The 13,223-nt window shown below is 55.5% G+C and carries 10 protein-coding genes, 1 pseudogene and 2 CRISPR repeat arrays (1 of these 13 only partly in view); all 11 genes and pseudogenes read right to left on the minus strand.

Going from position 1 to position 13,223, the window contains the following annotated elements; translation table 11 throughout:
- Nucleotides 1-659: a CRISPR direct-repeat array (repeat unit 37 nt; unit sequence GTTGCAGTCCTTGTTTTGCTGGAAGGTCGTATGCAAC); it begins 864 nt to the left of the window's first position.
- Nucleotides 660-842: 183 nt separating this feature from the next.
- The 11 genes and pseudogenes from cas2 to R6Y96_RS04325 all read right to left on the minus strand — a co-directional run bounded on the left by cas2 (nt 843) and on the right by R6Y96_RS04325 (nt 13,134).
- Entirely contained in the window at nt 843-1,145 is a 303-nt protein-coding gene (cas2, locus tag R6Y96_RS04275; RefSeq protein ID WP_318622292.1) for a CRISPR-associated endonuclease Cas2, read from the minus strand.
- Nucleotides 1,145-1,648, minus strand: a complete 504-nt coding sequence (cas1, locus tag R6Y96_RS04280; protein ID WP_318622484.1) for a CRISPR-associated endonuclease Cas1 — start codon at nt 1,646-1,648, stop codon at nt 1,145-1,147. Before cas1 (R6Y96_RS04280) ends, cas2 begins: the two co-directional genes overlap by 1 nt.
- A pseudogene (cas1, locus tag R6Y96_RS04285) lies at nt 1,627-2,160 on the minus strand (CRISPR-associated endonuclease Cas1); the annotation flags it as partial. The pseudogene cas1 (R6Y96_RS04285) and the gene cas1 (R6Y96_RS04280), both read right to left, overlap by 22 nt.
- Nucleotides 2,161-2,254: 94 nt before the next feature.
- Complete coding sequence (locus R6Y96_RS04290) at nt 2,255-2,935, minus strand: CRISPR-associated endonuclease Cas6 (protein ID WP_318622293.1); 681 nt, start codon at nt 2,933-2,935, stop codon at nt 2,255-2,257.
- 4 nt (nt 2,936-2,939) lie between these two features.
- The gene (gene csm5, locus R6Y96_RS04295; RefSeq protein ID WP_318622294.1) at nt 2,940-4,100 is read right to left on the minus strand and encodes a type III-A CRISPR-associated RAMP protein Csm5; all 1,161 of its coding nucleotides are present in this window, start codon (nt 4,098-4,100) and stop codon (nt 2,940-2,942) included.
- Nucleotides 4,097-5,029 (minus strand): type III-A CRISPR-associated RAMP protein Csm4, encoded by a 933-nt coding sequence (gene csm4, locus R6Y96_RS04300; protein WP_318622295.1) that lies wholly within the window; start codon nt 5,027-5,029, stop codon nt 4,097-4,099. Before csm4 ends, csm5 begins: the two co-directional genes overlap by 4 nt.
- Nucleotides 5,030-5,038: 9 nt before the next feature.
- Nucleotides 5,039-5,779 (minus strand): type III-A CRISPR-associated RAMP protein Csm3, encoded by a 741-nt coding sequence (csm3, locus tag R6Y96_RS04305; RefSeq protein WP_318622297.1) that lies wholly within the window; start codon nt 5,777-5,779, stop codon nt 5,039-5,041.
- Between the two features lie 6 nt (nt 5,780-5,785).
- Nucleotides 5,786-6,211, minus strand: a complete 426-nt coding sequence (gene csm2, locus R6Y96_RS04310; RefSeq protein ID WP_318622298.1) for a type III-A CRISPR-associated protein Csm2 — start codon at nt 6,209-6,211, stop codon at nt 5,786-5,788.
- Nucleotides 6,212-6,357: 146 nt separating this feature from the next.
- Nucleotides 6,358-8,784, minus strand: coding sequence for a type III-A CRISPR-associated protein Cas10/Csm1 (cas10, locus tag R6Y96_RS04315; protein ID WP_318622299.1), 2,427 nt, complete (start codon nt 8,782-8,784; stop codon nt 6,358-6,360).
- A 377-nt stretch (nt 8,785-9,161) separates the two neighbouring features.
- Nucleotides 9,162-11,083: direct repeats of the CRISPR family, unit length 37 nt; unit sequence GTTGCAGTCCTTGTTTTGCTGGAAGGTCGTATGCAAC.
- Nucleotides 11,084-11,185: 102 nt separating this feature from the next.
- Nucleotides 11,186-12,421 (minus strand): TIGR02221 family CRISPR-associated protein, encoded by a 1,236-nt coding sequence (csx2, locus tag R6Y96_RS04320; RefSeq protein ID WP_318622300.1) that lies wholly within the window; start codon nt 12,419-12,421, stop codon nt 11,186-11,188.
- Nucleotides 12,418-13,134, minus strand: a complete 717-nt coding sequence (locus R6Y96_RS04325) for a CRISPR-associated protein Csx14 (protein ID WP_318622301.1) — start codon at nt 13,132-13,134, stop codon at nt 12,418-12,420. Before R6Y96_RS04325 ends, csx2 begins: the two co-directional genes overlap by 4 nt.
- Nucleotides 13,135-13,223 lie beyond the last annotated feature (89 nt).

Below are 13,223 nucleotides of genomic sequence, written 5' to 3' on the forward strand. Positions count from 1 at the left end.
ACTACAATGGCCGGGGAATACATTGATGTTGTTGCAGTCCTTGTTTTGCTGGAAGGTCGTATGCAACTAATCAAAGAGGTAGTAAACATGACAACAAGATATGATCGAAGTTGCAGTCCTTGTTTTGCTGGAAGGTCGTATGCAACTCAATTGAAGCTTTTACTGATGGCGCTGTTTTAATCGTTGCAGTCCTTGTTTTGCTGGAAGGTCGTATGCAACGCGTAGTAGACGTGTTGGTAGAACTGTCTGATGAGGTTGCAGTCCTTGTTTTGCTGGAAGGTCGTATGCAACGAATTAGGAAGTTTGGTGTGAAAGAATTGAAAAGAGGTGTTGCAGTCCTTGTTTTGCTGGAAGGTCGTATGCAACGAGAAGGAGGAGCTCTATAACATGAGTATAAGACAGAGTTGCAGTCCTTGTTTTGCTGGAAGGTCGTATGCAACTTGAAGAACATTCTGACCTTCCGATACCTTTATAGTGTTGCAGTCCTTGTTTTGCTGGAAGGTCGTATGCAACGATCAGGGCGTGAGACGCACGAGTCGAACCCACAAGTTGCAGTCCTTGTTTTGCTGGAAGGTCGTATGCAACAGTATCATGATGGCTTGGGAAAACGAACGTGAAAAAGGTTGCAGTCCTTGTTTTGCTGGAAGGTCGTATGCAACAGCAGAAAATTTGCTCCGATTCGATAAATACCTTTCCATATGGCTCCAATGATCACCCCTATTTAAAGAGAGTGAGCCACTTTTCGTGATCCCTTTATAAAGTCACTCCGCTACGGGCGAAGCGGTGCACCCTCCCTCTCCATCGCCCGTCCACGATCCACGATGGGAGACATCCCTCCCGGTCTACCCGATGATGACAAACGGCCTTCTCCGATACTTGCTCCCATCGACCGGTTTTCCGAGGGTAATGAGACTCTTCTGGCATGAACCACAGAGTGTGCCAATCGCAACACTGTCCTCCTCCCCGCTGGCATCCTCTTCCATCTCACGGCGGATGAGCGATGCAAGCATCTGGAGTGTGGCCCGATCGGACTCGCCCAGGAATATGCTCTTCTGGAAACGGACAAGCCCGAGGTCTTTGCAGTGATCGGCGATGCGTGTTCTCAGGTTGTTATCGGAGATATCGTAGGCGACCCAGACGAACATCAACCCCACCTGTAGACAAACGGTTCAAACACCGCCCCTTCATTCAGGTAGTTAACAATGCTGCGGGCGTTCTCAAGGATGGCGCTTCTGAAAGAGGTCGTCCTGCCGCCAATCACCCTCTCCTCGTCCAGACGCTGAAGGGTCGAGGCAATTGCCTTCCGCCGCCCCTCCCCGACGAGATACCAGCGCTCGTCCGTGTCCTCCCTCTGCATCCGGCCCCTGACCGCCAGCGTTATAACCATCCTGTCAACGACGGGCTGCCTGAACTGCTCAATGACGTCGTAGACGAATGACCTCTTCCCGTATCGTTCGGCGTGCAGAAAACCGATGTAGGGGTCTAACCCGGCCAGGATACAGGCTCTCTCGACCTCATTGTAGAGGATGCCGTAACAGTAGTTGAGGTACGCGTTGAATACGTCCTCTGCAGGGTGCTGCGAGCGCCTGCCCCTGTAGAGGTCAGGGGGGATGACCAGGCGCTCAGGGCAGCGAAGTAAACCCGGGATGCCCGCCCCTCTATACCCCTGATAAGAGCACCCTGCATCGAAGGTGTCCCCTCCGGTGGTATCGCATCCGCAAGGCGCCCGATCTCTTCCGCGGCAGACCGGAGATCGTGGTTGTTGCGGCTCTTCCCAAGCGCTGCAAGCAGGTTTGCCATATTCGTGACCTTTGCAGAGACCATCGCCGCAGAGAGGAGGTAGCCTGCCGCCGTCGACGCTGCAGCGAGCTGATTCTTCCGGGTTGTAACGGTCCCGCAGGGCTCGCACGGATAGACTCTGCAGACCGGCATCCCGCTGCGCGAGAGGACAACGATATCAATCCCCTTCTCTGCAGCGAGTTTCATCGCCCCGCTGGTTATGCTGACCGAATCGGAGAGGATGAACTGTCTTACCATATCTGCGGAAAATTCCTGCACCTCTCCGCCATGATCGAGAACAAAACGATTGCCCTTCTTCCTGAGAGACGCTCCGTAACCGTTGACGACGATGTCCATGAGACTCACCGGCATCGTTGACATGCAACACGATACTGCTGCGGCCTCTCTCCAGACCCTACCAGACCCTGCCGGAGACTCAGAGGAATGCCCCGGGCATTACACTCTGGCATCCCCTTCAGGTCTCCTCGACATCTATATCCGGATTTTTCACGCGGTATAGCGTCCCAAACCCCTGGGAGACACCTTTCCCGATCCCGATGTAGTCCGGCAGACGGGCGTTGACCCTGAACTCCCCCAGAAACCCCGTCATCTCGATCCCCTTGTAGCGTGCCCGCATCGCATCCAGCCGTGAATGGACATACAACCGCCGATCGATGACAATCCCGAGCCCTTTTGCCAGACTCAGGATGTTCCCGATGAGGATGTTGTTGAGGAATTGCTTCTTCTCGCTCCAGTCTGCGATGGACTGGAACTCCTCGTAGTTTCGTGAGTTCAGGGCAAGCCAGGGGGAGAGAAACCGGTATTGCAGCGGCCTCCGGGTCGCCTCAATCTCAACCATATGTTCGTACATCACCTTTCCGGTCACACGGTAGGTGCGTGTGTGCAGGGCAATCTCGGTTATCTCGTCCGAGATCTCCTTCAGGAGCGCTGCCCCTTCATCAAGACCCAGGATGGCAGGGGTGCCCTCCAGCACCTTGTACTGCACCCGGGGATAGGTGAAGAGCGGGGTTTCGGCATGGTGGTGAAGGAGGGGGTAGCCCGCAAACCGGTTTCCAATATACCCACGCAGTCTGGTCGCGTCTTCCTGCATCGGCCTGTCGGTCTGCAGGACCATATAAAGCGTGCGTACCTTCATCGCTTCATGCACTGTGGAGGTTGGAATCGTCCGAGTTCAGCCACTCAAGCCAGCCGAGAAAATATCCCGCAGCCGTCATCTCGATGGTCTTGGGGTATGGCGGTTCAAGGCAACCCTCAGGGCTGACCGTCCCCCGGTATCGCCCGATTTTGCTCGCGATCTCTGCCGCAAGTTCTGGATCCTTCTCCTCGATCAGTCCAAAGAGCGTCTGGTAGGTTGTCCCGACGCCGAACCCAACCCTGATGAGGTCACTCTTGCCAAGTCGATTCTCTATACCTTTCATCTTCTTTTCGATACCCTCGTCATGGGCCTCTTCGATCAACCTTCGTTCCTTCTCCAAACAGCGGAGGTTGAACTCCCGCATAACCTTTTTCAGGTGGGGGATGACCGCGTCGGTATCGTCAGGGCTGTCCATCCCGAGGATCGCCAGTTTCTGCCCAAGATACCCGTATTCAGGGTGACGGATGGCCGCTGCGATCTGTTCAGAGACCCCGATCGTTCCCTCAAACGACCCGCTCACCGCCTCGACAAAGATCTCAAACTTTTTCTCCTTCAGCTCCCCATCTCGCCTGAGTGAGAGCGTCCGCACCTTGTCGAGACGGATCTTGTTAACGGCTTTCGGCATGAAGTCGGATACAGCCAGGAACTTGAGAAGGTCATACGTCGGGTTGTATTTTTTATTACTGCAGTTGAAGACAGACTCCTCGTAACGCTTCCCGATCGTTCCCTTATTCACCGTCACCCGTGCCTCCTCTCTTATGGCGCTTACAAACCTCTCATCGTCCTTTGCAACCGACCAGAGCAGAGCGGTCCTGAAAGCCCCTTTCAGGCTCGACCCCGGGATGTAGGCGCGGTCGGCCGTCTTGATGCACTCCCTAACAGCAGGGATGTGTGACTTCCCTGTGAAGTTCCTCACGATATAACGGCGCATCGGCCGAAGATCCATGCCCTGCGCAAACCTTTTGAGATCGAAGTTCGTGTTGTTCACCGCCGCAACAAACTGGTCTCGTCTCTCTTCGCTGAGCGAGGAGAGGAACCGTGACGGGTCGATCCTCCAGAGCCAGTCCCTATTACCCTTATCCGTATTCAGAACAAACTCAAGCGGCGAGTACTCGATCCCGGTTCCGATATGTACCGGCGAGAGCGCTTTCAGCGTGATCCTCATCCCGACCACCGTATCCCGACGGGAAACGCCATCCCGTACTCGACAACCCTGGGCGAGTCCCTGACTGTCGCCATCGTGCCGTATGAGGGGCGGTGCAGGTTTGCAAAGACCGAACCCTCGGAAAGCATTCTGACACTCTTCTTCATGACGCCGTCACCGCTCCGTCCACGGATAGAGACCAGATCATACCACACACGCCCTTCGAAGGCTGCAAGCGACTCCGGAGCAAACCGCGAGAGGCTCATCAGGTATGGTGCTCCCGCATCCTCAGGGATCTCCATCTCGCCGAACGAGAGCGAGAACTGCCCCTGTCCTCCGGAGGTTCTCGGGCCGACGCCCCGATCCTCCAGGAGCCGGAGGGCCGCTTCAACCGGAGCCTCCCAGGCCCTGTCGTAAAACCGGATCAGGAAGTATCTGCCGCCTCTCCTGAAAATCGAGCCATAGGTGTGGTAAAACTCCTCCGACTCGGAAGTGATGCGGTTGATCCGGTTGTGAGGGATCTCCATCTCGGCCCTGTCCAGCGGGAGATACTCTCTTTTTCTGGCCAGCATCCCGCTTTCGACGGCGTAATTGTCTAGATCGCCTATGATGTCCTCGCGTTGGAGTTTGCCGCCGGCCAGGTCGTGGAAGACTGCTTCGTGGATATACCTGACCTTCTTGAACGCTTTGGCTTTATCAAAGTCCTCCTCAAGCCGGATCTTCGGCGGCGGCAGCAGCGGTGATGGGAGGAGATGGTGGATCGCCCCTCCCGCGTTGAGGTACGGGAAGGCGGAGGAGAGAATGAACGCTGGATCCTCAGGGTAACGCTCGATCAGATCATCGAGATCGTAATCAAGGTCAAACAGTCCGGTGCAGATCGCCCCAAACAATGTGTTTGAGGGAAAGACTGATGGAAAGGTCGAATGCGGTGTGAGATAGACTGCTCGCATGGTGTCTGCTCACTCCGCGCTGAGCAGTCCGAGGATCTCGCGTGCGGTCGTCGCCCCATTGGTCTTTTCATGGGGTCTCCAGTCTGCTCCACTCCGGTAATCCTCTACCGTCTTCTCCATCAGAGCGAGATCGGTGAACCGTATCTTCCCGTATCCACGGCTGCCCGAGGCTCCAAGGTAGTTGTCCTCAAGGAGGGTCATCGCCTCAAGGACCAGTTTCAGGCGTCTTCCATCATCCACACCGTATTGCGAGAATATGATCTCGAGATCGAAGGAAGACCCGGCAGGGACACGCTCGATAAACCTGGGTGTTGCCATCGAGGTGATCCGGTTGAGGAAGTTCTCACCCTTCACCTCTGTCCCGTGCAGGATGTCCTCGGTTGAGTCCCAGAGCGCCCGGGTCTTCTGGTCGGGGTAGGAGTCGCGGACGATTATGCGTGTTGGCCCTCCCTCGATCTTCTCGGCTGCTGACCTGCCGAACGTGACACAGAGGTCGCAAGATGGCTCCTTGCAGGTGTGGACATCGCCGCCGTTCATGAGCCACTTGTCTGAGTGACGAACCTCAAGGAGCGATCGCATCTTCCCCTTCAGCGAGGAGCCAGGGATGTAGGGCAGGTTCAGGACACCGTCCATGATCACCGGCGAATCGGTACCCCCGATCTTGAGTTCCTCAGCAATCCCGCCGATGTGCAGCCCGGTCAGACACTCGATCACACCGCAAATACGGTAATTGCGCTCAAATTTCATCATCACCACCTATCCTTTTCCGTAATATTTTGCGTATGCCACGATCGCTTTCATCAGGTCTACAAACCGGTCGTAGTTCTTTATTGTCTGGTCTTCGGTCCCCGCCGGGATCTTTTTCATGCAGGTGTCTACGAGGTCGAAGAACTCGTTTGGGATGAGCTTTCGGCCCTTCGCGTATGCAAGGCTTGGCCGGATCATGTGGAACTCGGCCCGTGCTGCAACCCAGCCCTTCTCCCGGATCTGTTCCTGGTTGCGAACGATGGTATCGAAGAACTTCCGAAGCTGAGTTGGTTTTAACTGGCCACTTAGCTCCCGAACAAACGATTCAGCGATCCCGTTTTCCTTTGTAATCTCTTCGATATCCAGGTCGGCAAGGTTTTTCAACTGCGCGATCTGTTTAATAGTATCCTGAGTTTTTCCGCCACCTTTATCCATGTTACACCCTCTCCTTCACTAAGCGATCTGTTTAATAGTATCCTGAGTTTTTCCGCCACCCTCTCTCCGCCGGGTCGTCCCATCATAAGAGGATGGGGAGTAATTTGGTCTTGCCATGGTCATTTTCACCTGTTCTTTCCTTTTGATCAGCGTCTCTCTTCTCTCAACCGCAGGCTTGTCCAGTAGACCGGGAACCTGATCCAGGGGAATACCGGCTGGACGAGGCGCTCGAGGCTTTCAAGGTCATCACGGGTCTTTGCGTGCCGTTTCATGACATACTTGAGATACGGCACGAAGCGTTTCCGCCGGATCCGCTCTTTTGTTTCCTCCTCGATGCTGCACGATTTCAGGTCGTCAAAGGTCTGGTTCCAGAGGACGAGGAGTGTGTAGACGAAACTCTTTGAGATCTTCTTGCTGGAGGTTGCCTGCTCGATCTCCCTGGCGGTCGTGATCAGGGTGTTGTAACCCCTCTCGGCATACCCTGTATCGTCCCAGATCAGGCATTCGTCGAAGAGGACGATGCGGTTCTTGCCGCTCTCTTTGGCTCTCTCGAGAAGCCGGTCTGCCTTTGCAACCGCCCTACCGACGGGCAGGCGGGGGGTTGCCACGGCGACGCCGGCAGAGAGGGTGATATCGGGGTTGTTGCAGGTGAACCGGCGGAACTCGTCGTTGATCCGTCCCGCGAGGAGGATCGCTGCGTCCCAGGGGCCGATTATCAGGAGGTCGTCTCCTCCGGAGTAGGTGATGTAGAAGGGAGAGAGACTCTTTCGTGCGCACTCGTCACAGGGTCTCTCGATCTCGTAGTAGGTCTCCTTCCTCTCGATCCCTTCGTCGTCGGTCGTGGTGACGCTGATCTTGCGGGTCGCCCGCTCCCTGCAGCCTGCGCAGAGATCGTGGTATAGGAGGAACTCCCGGCAGATGGAGTTCAGGTAACCTGAGAAGAAGAACTCAAGTTTTGTGCTGAGAGTGTGTATTCTCGAGATGGTTCTCTGCTCTTCGGGCAGGCCGAAGGCAAAGATTCGGCCCAGGTTGTCGACGTCCGCCTTGATCACGCCGAGACGCTGTGAACCTCGGGCAAACCGGGCCATCTCACCGAAAGAGAGAACGCGGTCGCCCACCGTCGGCACGGTGTTTCCGAGGAATATGAACCCGTGCGTGAGATCTCCTTCGATGGGGAAGTCCGTGCTGTTGATCGAGAGGGCGGCGGTCAGGCCGCGGGTGGCGGGGATATCCGGCGTCAGGTCGTAACTGGTTCTCAGGCCGAGGTCTTCAAATGCTATCGGCAGCCCGCTGCCCCGAACCTGGTATCGTGCACGGGCGATCTTCTGACCAATCCTCTCGTGGAGGTCACAGACCTGACACCGGCCGGTCTCAGGTTCAAGCCTCTCTCCGCAGGAGGGGCAGCAACCCTCGATCGGCCAATTCTCACCCCGGGGCTCAAAGGAGATCTCGCAGTCGATGAACTTCTGGGTTTTTGCTATTCCTGTTTTGTGGGAGAGCCGCTCGAGTGTATCCGAGAACGACTCGATCTCGCTCCGGCTACAGGTCAGCATACCGACGGCGAGGAAGAGCCTTCCCCCGTAACGCTCGAGGAGGCGCTGGTTGACCCGGCGTGCGATGGTCTCGACGCTATCCCTGTTTGTGGGCGTGTTCGGCGCTAGGATTGCGAAGTTCCCACCGGTGTTCCAGAGCACGGAGGGCTCGAAGAGGCCGAATTCGCGGCTGATCTCCTGCGCCACCGCGTCCATCAGCAGCGAGAGCCAGTATGATCTCCCCCGGAGCCGTTTTGCCATCCGTTTTCGGGCGTCTTCGGGGGTGACGATTCCGTAGATGAAGTTCTGGATCCCGGATAGGTCGCCCTGGATGAGGAGGAAGGGGTTCTCCTCGGTTGAGGCGGCGAGACAGTGGGCGATGGCCGCTGTGGTCTTGGCGTGATCGTAGAGGGGGATGTCGGGCCTGTTTACATAGACCGCCGACGGTATGGCCGAGGTGTACTTCTTCAGCAGCGCAAGCAGTGTGCCGATCGGCGGGGGGTTGTCGAGACGGTTGCAGCTGGACGCGAAGTCTTCCCAGAGGGTGCGATAGGCAGGTGTCAGTTTCCAGAGGTCGATCTCCCGGCGTGAGACGGGGAACGCATCTCTGGAGATGCTGAGCGGTTTCAGCGGGTAGACCCGCTCTGGCGGGGGTGTTTTCTCGCTCCTTTCCCTGGTAAACGATATGCTCGGGAAGATGCTCTCTAACGGTTCTTCTGCAACTTTCCCTTTCGATTCGCGTGTTCTTCTGTCCATCGCTGAGGAGAGGTGGTCTGCGTCCTGGATGATCTTTGCCTGGACGGGGTGAGATGAACGTGGGGGGTTGTGATGGTAGAGTATGAGGTCTTCGATGTATGGGTCTGGCAGGCATGAAGAGACAAAACTGGCTCCCCATTTGGCGTGGGCGCCGTGCTGGCCGTAGTCCTCCCCTGTCAGGCGGTCGTATCGCGGGTCGTGGGGAACACCTGTTCGCTGCATAAATTTGCCGATGTCGTGGAGCAGGGCTGCGATCACCAGCCCACGAATTTCTGTCTCATCCACACTGCAACATTTATCTATTGCTATATATGTCTTTTGAAAGATTTTTTTCCGCGGCTGTTGATCAACGGTGCAGTTTAACTCTAATACGGCGGCAAAACAAGGTTTAGTCCATGGTGTGGCCGGTTTTCCCCGGGAACTGGGGGTGGCAGCCGCAGTCTCTTCGCCCGCCGCGGCTGAGGCGGGATAACCCTCCAGTCAGACGGTCGCGAAGTTCTTCGGCGTAATCGAGTGCGGGTTGCTCTGCCGGGGGTGCAGGTGCAGCATCCACGTGGCTGGCCCGGATTTTGAATCACTGATACCTGGTCTGAGGGCTCTGTTTTGGGGGAGGGTTGTATGCAACTCACTAATTAAAGTGCGCTTTACCTTGTTACTATCTGATTGCAGTCCTTGTTTTGCTGGAAGGTCGTATGCAACTTGTTGTAAATCACGATAACGGAAAGTTCCGGAATGAGTTGCAGTCCTTGTTTTGCTGGAAGGTCGTATGCAACTTGTTGTAAATCACGATAACGGAAAGTTCCGGAATGAGTTGCAGTCCTTGTTTTGCTGGAAGGTCGTATGCAACTTGTTGTAAATCACGATAACGGAAAGTTCCGGAATGAGTTGCAGTCCTTGTTTTGCTGGAAGGTCGTATGCAACCGGAAGAGCACGCGGAGGCTGCTCAGGACGGGGAATGGGAGTTGCAGTCCTTGTTTTGCTGGAAGGTCGTATGCAACGGAAAGACTTGAAAAAATTTTTCCTCAGGAGCGATTTTGTTGCAGTCCTTGTTTTGCTGGAAGGTCGTATGAAACGGTAAGAGTGCCGAAAAGGTAGAGAACCTAGAGGAAAGTTGCAGTCCTTGTTTTGCTGGAAGGTCGTATGCAACGGGAGCTGGTCTGCTCGGCCGGACGGCCGCTCTGCACAAGTTGCAGTCCTTGTTTTGCTGGAAGGTCGTATGCAACTCTCTGGTGCGGATTATTAGACATCAAAGCAGACTACGGTTGCAGTCCTTGTTTTGCTGGGAGGTCGTATGCAACGGATAACCCCTGTGTACGAGGTGGAAGAGGTACATGAAGCGTTGCAGTCCTTGTTTTGCTGGAAGGTCGTATGCAACTTAAGTGTGTTGCAATCAACTCCATACCCCCAAACGCGGTTGCAGTCCTTGTTTTGCTGGAAGGTCGTATGCAACGCGATGGTGAAATGATTGACTTGGATTATGAGGATTAGTTGCAGTCCTTGTTTTGCTGGAAGGTCGTATGCAACTATATAACCGCTCTACATCGTAGATTGTTCCAGTATCATGGTTGCAGTCCTTGTTTTGCTGGAAGGTCGTATGCAACATTGTGCTCCATACAGTCCGCCGTGCGGGTGGACGGGTTGCAGTCCTTGTTTTGCTGGAAGGTCGTATGCAACGCAAGCGGGCGACCGCTCTGCACAATCGCGGAGGAGTTGCAGTCCTTGTTTTGCTGGAAGGTCGTATGCAACGTGGATGACAGCGGACGAAGTGTTCTCAGAAAATGAGGTTGCAGTCCTTGTTTTGCTGGAAGGTCGTATGCAACTTCATGATGTTTGAGGCGATCAAGTACCGGATCACATTCACGTTGCAGTCCTTGTTTTGCTGGAAGGTCGTATGCAACGGATCGACAAGAGCCGGACAAATGGGTACTCCCTGGTGTTGCAGTCCTTGTTTTGCTGGAAGGTCGTATGCAACCTGGCCGGGATGGCCGGGTCCCGGCTGGAGACGCTCCGTGTCCGGTTGCAGTCCTTGTTTTGCTGGAAGGTCGTATGCAACCCAGTATCTCGACGACGTCTGCCACTTTGATAGTTTCCGTGTTGCAGTCCTTGTTTTGCTGGAAGGTCGTATGCAACCCGAATCAGTGGCGGTGAAACACAGTGGCGAAATTACAACGTTGCAGTCCTTGTTTTGCTGGAAGGTCGTATGCAACGATTTTTTAGGTAGTTTAGCGACTATCCCCCAGTTTTGTTGCAGTCCTTGTTTTGCTGGAAGGTCGTATGCAACTGATCCTGCTCGGCCCTAACACGGTCCGCCTCTGCGAGACGTTGCAGTCCTTGTTTTGCTGGAAGGTCGTATGCAACAGAGAGTTAGGTGTCTCTCGTAATACAGTAGCAAAATGGGTTGCAGTCCTTGTTTTGCTGGAAGGTCGTATGCAACATCATGGAGCCAGAACGGTAAAATCCTCTCAGGAGAGAGTTGCAGTCCTTGTTTTGCTGGAAGGTCGTATGCAACTGCGAAAAGCTCTGTGGTATCCCGACGCGAAAAGATACGTTGCAGTCCTTGTTTTGCTGGAAGGTCGTATGCAACAGCAGAAAATTTGCTCCGATTCGATAAATACCTTTCCATATGGCTCCAATGATCATCCCTATTTAAAGAGAGTGAGCCACTTTTCGTGATCCCTTTATAAGGTCACTCCGCTCCGTGGTCAGGCGGGGCGTTTGCCGTAAAGAACTTCTGTAAGCGTTTCGGCAGTCCCTTCGCCCGCCGTTCGAGACTTGTGACTCTGCTGGCCTCCCGGCTCATGCCACAGTGAGCGAGATCGTTTCGAAGCCCAGTTACCCAGTCCCAGGTTGCGGCCATCTCCTCCCACCCCTCCAGCATCTCGAACCGGCTGGAGAGTTCTGTCGGTTCGAAACACTCCATCCGCTGCTTTTTCGCCCCACCAGCAAGCGTCCGCTCAACAACAGAACGGCACTCCCGATCGAGCCAGTCGGCGGCGTCACCGAACCTGACGATCAGGGTTGTCACCATCCACTCCCGGGCAAGGGTGGCAGCCTGGAGGTAGAGACCCTTCTCCACCTGGTACTCGATCAACCGCAGCTGACGCTCCACGTGGCCCCAGTCCGGACCTCGCTGCGGATCAGGGGGAGCCGCAGCGAGCCGGTTCAGATCGCTGATCCGGTCCATCACAGGGTCAAGCGCCGGGACAAAGGCTGCGATCTCCTCCCCGACAGAATCAAGACCGCTGAAGATGTCTCTCGCGGCAGACAGGGCATCAACCGGCCTCGATAGCCTGACGGCGGCGGTGAAGTTCTGCAGCCGCTTTGACCAGCCTGCAAGGTGCGTTGGCGGCGCCCCATCGCCCCTCTGCCGGTGTTCCTCTGCCTGGATGCCCGCGAGAAGGTCGCGGAGATAGGTTGCATCAACGTGCTCAACAAACGACCGAACAGCCGCAAACCAGTCAAGGATGCTGACGAAGCCCGTCAGGTCGAAGATGGGGGTGCCGGTCTCATCCCTGGCCTCGTATGCACCGTAGACCACCCTGCAGATCCTCACCTTTTTCGTATCTTTCAGGTACGCCATCGTCAGGAAGGCGACAAACGGAAGCGACCTGAACCCGTGTGTGATATCAAAGAGGATCTCATCACCGGGCTGAACCTCGTCGCAGATGATCCGGAAGATCTCCCAGAGCTCCTCCTCGTCCCTCCCATCCGGGATACCGACCTTCCGGCACCCTGGCACCCTCCCGGCAACCATGGGGTAGTTCGTTGCTGCGGCCCCCTCTGTGGTGAAGAGGACAACTTCATCCACGGGGAAGAACTGGAAGAGGGCCTCCTGGACGATGCTTGTCCGGCAGCACTCCCCCTCCCAGCAGTAGTTGGTCTCGTGGAGGTTGCCGCTCCCGACAAACGAGAGGCACTTCATCGCCCCAGAATCACCTCCAGCAACGCCTCTCCGTGAGGGGTGAGCGTCACAGAACTGCCGACTCGCTCAAAGATGCCATGCCGAACCAGGAGATCCCTGTCCTCCGCGGTGAGCCCGGCACCCCGCTCGAGCATCCCCTCGACAAGGTACTGGAGGTAGTCCACCGGGTAGGGGAGCGTAGGGATACGGATGATCTCGTACGTCCGCCGGTCGGGGAAGAGGAGGTGGTCAAAGTCCGCTTCATGCATCTCATAGAGTCTCTCGATCTCCTGCGGGTCATCCACGTCAGCAAAACCCATGATCTCGCTCCTGAACCGTTCCAGGCGTTCGTTTATCACGCTGATGTCACGGTTGACGATATGGTATACACCGTCTGCCTGCAGGATCTGTCCGATGAGCGATAGAGTCATGCACATATTTTTCCGTCCGCCGGAGACGTTGAGATAGATGGCATCGCAGTGGTGGATATCCCGTTCTTTCCGGAAAATTTTCGCCGCTATTGACATAAATTTGAAATTCTGCTCCTTTGTTGCGATATCGTCCCAGGGGAGCATTTCGGTATGAACCCGCAGCCAAGGGTAGCGGCGTGCAAGCCCTGTTGTAAGCAGGCGGGCCCCGGCACGAACGCTCGCGTTGTTTGTTGTGAGCAGGACAAGATCCGATACAGGTTCGCCCAATCCGTCAATGAAGGTGCTGACAACCGGAGGGCTCATGCCCAGTGGGGCAATAACTGCTGTTTTCATATTCACACCTCAGAGCAACCCGCCTGATCATGGGTATTCTATGAGGGTGACCATAAGCC

Source organism: Methanoculleus receptaculi (genome assembly GCF_033472595.1).
GTDB classification, from domain to species: Archaea; Halobacteriota; Methanomicrobia; order Methanomicrobiales; family Methanoculleaceae; genus Methanoculleus; species Methanoculleus receptaculi.